The organism is Robiginitalea sp., from assembly GCF_049588695.1.
Classification (GTDB): domain Bacteria; phylum Bacteroidota; class Bacteroidia; order Flavobacteriales; family Flavobacteriaceae; genus Robiginitalea.
Map to the genome: position 1 here is coordinate 1 of NZ_JBAVZJ010000600.1, position 5,143 is coordinate 5,143.

Annotated in this window: 4 protein-coding genes; all 4 read right to left on the reverse strand. The window is 48.3% G+C overall.

The genetic code is table 11. From position 1 onward, the window contains the following. The coding region (locus tag WBV75_RS13745) for an outer membrane beta-barrel protein (RefSeq protein ID WP_424121156.1) at positions 1 to 675 on the reverse strand (675 nt) is incomplete at its 3' end. 92 nt (positions 676 to 767) lie between these two features. Further along, entirely contained in the window at positions 768 to 1,517 is a 750-nt protein-coding gene (locus WBV75_RS13750; RefSeq protein ID WP_424121157.1) for a class I SAM-dependent methyltransferase, read from the reverse strand. 276 nt (positions 1,518 to 1,793) lie between these two features. Further along, the gene (locus WBV75_RS13755; RefSeq protein ID WP_424121158.1) at positions 1,794 to 2,114 is read right to left on the reverse strand and encodes a DUF3467 domain-containing protein; all 321 of its coding nucleotides are present in this window, start codon (positions 2,112 to 2,114) and stop codon (positions 1,794 to 1,796) included. A gap of 57 nt (positions 2,115 to 2,171) precedes the next feature. After that, the coding region (locus WBV75_RS13760; RefSeq protein WP_424121159.1) for a DNA-directed RNA polymerase subunit beta' at positions 2,172 to 5,143 on the reverse strand (2,972 nt) is incomplete at its 5' end.

The following is a 5,143-nucleotide window of genomic DNA, read 5'->3' on the forward strand; positions in this document are numbered from 1 at the left end:
ATCCGTGCCTGCAAAAGTACTCCAGTTAAGCTGAAAATATTCTGACGGAGTGTAAAGGATCTGGGTGCCAAATGAAAGGAGGGAATTCCCGGATACTTTCTGGATCCGCTGCCATCCGTTGACCACGAGCCCGGCAAACTGCCAATGACTATCAGAAATGTATGACAGTCGGGCCCCGGTAAGGAAATAGGGACTGTTCTCGGCCGAAAGGGAACGCGTAAGTGTCCAGTTTTGAGTCGAAACGGCACTTTCGAACCCAATATGAGAAGGCAGGATGCCGGCGTCTATCCAAAGTGAGCTCTTTTTGTCAAGCGCGAAACCGGCCCAGGCCTCGAAAATATGTTTCAGAACACCCGGCTCAGCGGCATAATTGTCTATGGCGTAAGTTCCTGCCTGCAAAGAGAGGTGCGCCCTGTACCTGGGGTGCTCCAAATGGAATCCCAGCAGGCCCAGGTTCAGGTTGAATTCATTATGGCGGTTGTGGTTGTATAGAAAAGACTGCCTGAAATCCCCATCGGGTTTGTTAAAATCATATACGTAGAAGGCATCGACAAATCCGGTTATTCCGAGGGTAGGGGATTCCTCCCATCCTCCATCTATCTGTGCGCTGAGGGTACTGAAAGAAAATACCGCGAGAAGCAGTGGAGCGGTTCGGATGAAAGTGGCCAGGTTCATTTGAGGATACAGGGCGCTGATTTATGGTGAAAATGTCTTCAGATCCCAAATTTAATAAGAGTTTCCCTGCCTGTGAAATACCCGCTAGTACCCTAAACTTTCCTGGCTATGTAAAAACCGTAGCTGTAATAGGCATGATACCTCCTGTAAAGCCCGATTTCCTGCCGATACGCCTCAACCACCTTCCCTGCAGCTTCACTGTTGTCATGGAGCTCCAGGAAGCTGTCAAAATACTTTTCCAGCGGCTTGTAATAGGTCCCGATCCAGCTTTCCTGCGGCAGGATAAAGTACCCCGCCAGGGTATACCCGTTTTCCTCCAGCAGCTCAATTTTGCAGGAGGCCCTGTCAATTTCCGGATATTCAGATTCCCAGAAATCCTGGATTTCCCCTGGCCTTGAATGGGTGATCCATGTAATCTCACTGACCGCCAGGTACCCCCCGGGTTTCAGGTATTCCCTCCAGTTTTTAATCCCCGCCTCAAACCCGATATTATAGATGGACCCCTCAGACCAGATGATATCGAAAGATTCCTTTTCAAAAGGAAGCTGGTCCATGGACCCCTGCAGGGTTTGTACCCACTTTTGCAGCCCCTTGGAATGTGCCCTTTTGGCAACGACCTCTAAAAACTCAGGAAAAAGATCCAGGGCGGTGATTTGAGCATGGGTATTTTCTGCCAGGGTAAGGGTCTGCCCCCCGGTCCCACACCCGATATCCGCAATCTTCAGGTCCTTTCGACGGGCAGTATCGATACACCCAAGGGCCCTAAGGGTATCTTCCACGCTTCCGGGACCCTGCCTCTCGGTAGTTCTGTGCAGGTCGACGATTAGTTCTATTTCTGTCATCCGCTTAATTTTTTGTAGTTGGCTTCCTTAAACCTAAAAATAACGAACCCATTTCCAGTTCAACCTACCAGAGCTGAGATTTATGGCATGTTCGGGCCTGCGGACTTTATTGGACGATGTTCAATCGGGACCGACCATGGCACGAATTCCATGGGATTACAGATAAGGAATTGGAATTTTATTCCAGGGTATTCATATGAAGAAAACAGGCAGCACTGCCAACTGGTACTGCCAACTCAAAAATAAAAAACCCGGGGCTTGCTGCCCGGGTTTTTATTATGCTTCCCCGGTCGGCCCGAAATTAAGGGGTATTGGAGGTTGATCGTAATCCTTGATATGTCCATTGGCCTTTTCAAAACGCTCAACATTATCCGTAAGGGCCTTGAGGAATTTTTTGGCGTGCTGAGGGGTCAGAATGATGCGGCTTTTTACCTTACCCTTAGGCCGGCCCGGCATTACACTGATGAAATCCACTACGAACTCAGATACTGAATGATTAATTATCGCCAGGTTTGAATACGTGCCTTCTGCCGTTTGCTCATCCAGCTCAATATTGAGCTGCTTCTGTCCCTGGGACTGGGATTCTTTCTCCGCCATGCTTGCTTTAAACTAAAGACCCCTGACTTTTGGTCAGGGGTCTGTTCGACTAAATACTTAAAACTTCATTTCCTCTTTACGGGCCATGATCTCATCGTACTCTTGTTTTGAGCCTACAATGATGTTTTCATAGTCGCGCATTCCGGTTCCTGCCGGGATTCTATGACCGACAATCACATTCTCTTTCAAACCTTCAAGCGCATCCACCTTACCGCTAACCGCCGCCTCGTTCAATACTTTGGTCGTTTCCTGGAAGGAAGCCGCTGAGATAAACGATTTGGTCTGTAGGGAAGCCCGTGTGATCCCCTGAAGTACTGGAGTTGCAGTGGCAGCCACAGCATCCCTCGCAATTACCAAAGCCTTATCATTTCGTCTGAGAAGGGAGTTCTCATCGCGCAGTTCGCGCAGACTAATGATCTGTCCTGGTTTCAGGTTTTCCGAGTCTCCGGCATCATCAATGACTTTCTGGCCGAAGATCTCATCGTTCTCCAACATAAAGTCATCTTTGTGCACCAATTGATTCTCGAGGAAAGTGGTATCTCCCGGATCTTGTATGCGTACTTTTCGCATCATCTGACGGACAACCACCTCGAAGTGTTTATCATTGATCTTTACGCCCTGCAGGCGATAGACTTCCTGAACCTCATTTACAAGGTATTGTTGAACGGCTGATGGGCCTTTGATCCTCAAAATATCTTCAGGGGTTATCGACCCGTCTGAAAGCGGCATTCCGGCCCGAACGTAATCGTTTTCCTGTACCAGAATCTGGTTACTGAGCTTCACGAGATATTTCTTGATCTCCTCAGTTTTAGATTCAATGATTATTTCCCGGTTCCCCCGTTTAATCTTACCAAAAGAAACGACCCCGTCAATTTCAGTGACAACCGCAGGATTGGAAGGATTCCGGGCTTCAAAGAGCTCAGTTACACGTGGAAGACCCCCTGTGATATCCCCTGCTTTCGCAGATTTTCTGGGGATTTTTACAAGGATCTTTCCTTCTTTGATTTTCTCTCCGTCATCTACCATAAGGTGCGATCCCAGGGGAAGGTTATAAGACCTCAGGATGGTACCTTTTTTATCCTTGATATGAAGCGTAGGAATCAGCTTTTTATTCCGTGATTCTGAAATCACCTTTTCCTGGAAACCTGTTTGCTCATCAATTTCTACCTGGTAGGTAACGCCCTGCTCTATATTCTCATACGCAATGGCGCCTGGGAATTCAGAAACGATTACCCCATTGTAAGGATCCCATTTACAGATCACATCGCCTTTTTTCACCTTACCTCCATTTTTAATGAAGAGCTGAGAACCGTAGGGAATGTTATTCGTACTCAGGGTAATTCCGGTTTTGGCATCGACGATTTTGATTTCAGATGTCCTGGAGATTACAATATTAACGGCATTACCGTCGCTGTCTTCTCCTTTGACCATTCTCAGGTCTTCAATCTCCGCAATACCATCAAATTTCGCATCGAGTTTGCTCTCTTCCGAAATATTCCCCGCAATACCCCCTACGTGGAAGGTCCTCAGGGTTAACTGAGTACCGGGTTCCCCAATGGACTGGGCAGCAACAACACCAACGGCTTCTCCCCGCTGAACCATTTTATTGGTCGCCAGGTTGCGTCCGTAGCACTTACCACAGATCCCTTTAGTAGCCTCACAGGTGAGCGGTGAACGCACCTCTACGCGCTCAATAGGTGAAGCTTCAATCCGGGCAAGATCTGCCTCCATGATCTCCTGACCCGCTTCAATGAGTATTTCCTGAGTAATCGGGTGATGCACATCGTGAAGGGATACCCTTCCGAGTATACGCTCTCCCAGTGTTTCTACGATCTCCTCATTCTTTCTCAGGGGTTCGACTTCAATACCGCGAAGGGTGCCGCAGTCTTCTATATTGATGATTACATCCTGAGACACATCTACCAGCCTACGCGTCAGATAACCGGCATCTGCAGTCTTGAGTGCCGTATCTGCAAGACCCTTACGGGCTCCGTGCGTTGAGATAAAGTATTCCAGAATGGATAATCCTTCTTTAAAGTTGGAGAGGATAGGGTTTTCAATAATCTCTCCACCACCTGCGGTGGATTTCTTGGGCTTGGCCATCAATCCACGCATTCCGGTAAGCTGTCGGATCTGTTCCTTAGAACCCCGGGCGCCGGAATCGAGCATCATATACACGGAATTGAATCCCTGCTGATCCTCGCGAATCCGCTTCATCGCCATTTCAGTGAGCATGGCATTGGTGGATGTCCACACATCAATGACCTGGTTGTACCGCTCATTGTTTGTGATCAGACCCATATTGTAGTTCATCATGATCCCGTCGACCTGCTCGTTGGCGTCCGCAATCATTTCGATCTTCTCCTTTGGGATGATGATATCCCCAAGACTGAAAGACAATCCCCCGCGGAAGGCGAAATCATATCCCATTGTCTTGATTTTATCGAGAAAATCAGCGGTAGTTGGGACATCGGTAAGGGAGAGAATAGTCCCAATGATATCCCGCAGCGCCTTCTTATTGAGGACGGTATTTACAAATCCGGCATTTTCAGGAACCACTGAATTGAACAGTACCCGGCCCACAGTAGTTTCAATCAATTTTAATTCGAGTTCACCTTCTTCATTCAGGTCCTTTACCCTTACCTTGATGGAAGCGTTGAGGGCTACCCTGTTTTCATTGTAGGCGATCTCGACTTCTTCCGGACTGTAGAAAACCAGACCTTCTCCGAGCACGGGAAATTCCTTGGTGGACTTTCGCTCCTTGGTCATATAATACAATCCGAGTACCATATCCTGTGATGGTACCGTGATCGGGGAACCGTTCGCAGGATTCAAAATGTTATGGGATGCCAGCATTAAAAGCTGTGCTTCCAGGATCGCTTCAGGCCCCAGTGGCAGGTGTACTGCCATCTGATCTCCGTCGAAATCCGCATTAAATGCCGTACAGACTAAAGGGTGCAGGCGAATGGCCTTACCTTCGATCAACCGCGGCTGAAAAGCCTGAATCCCCAAACGGTGAAGCGTGGGAG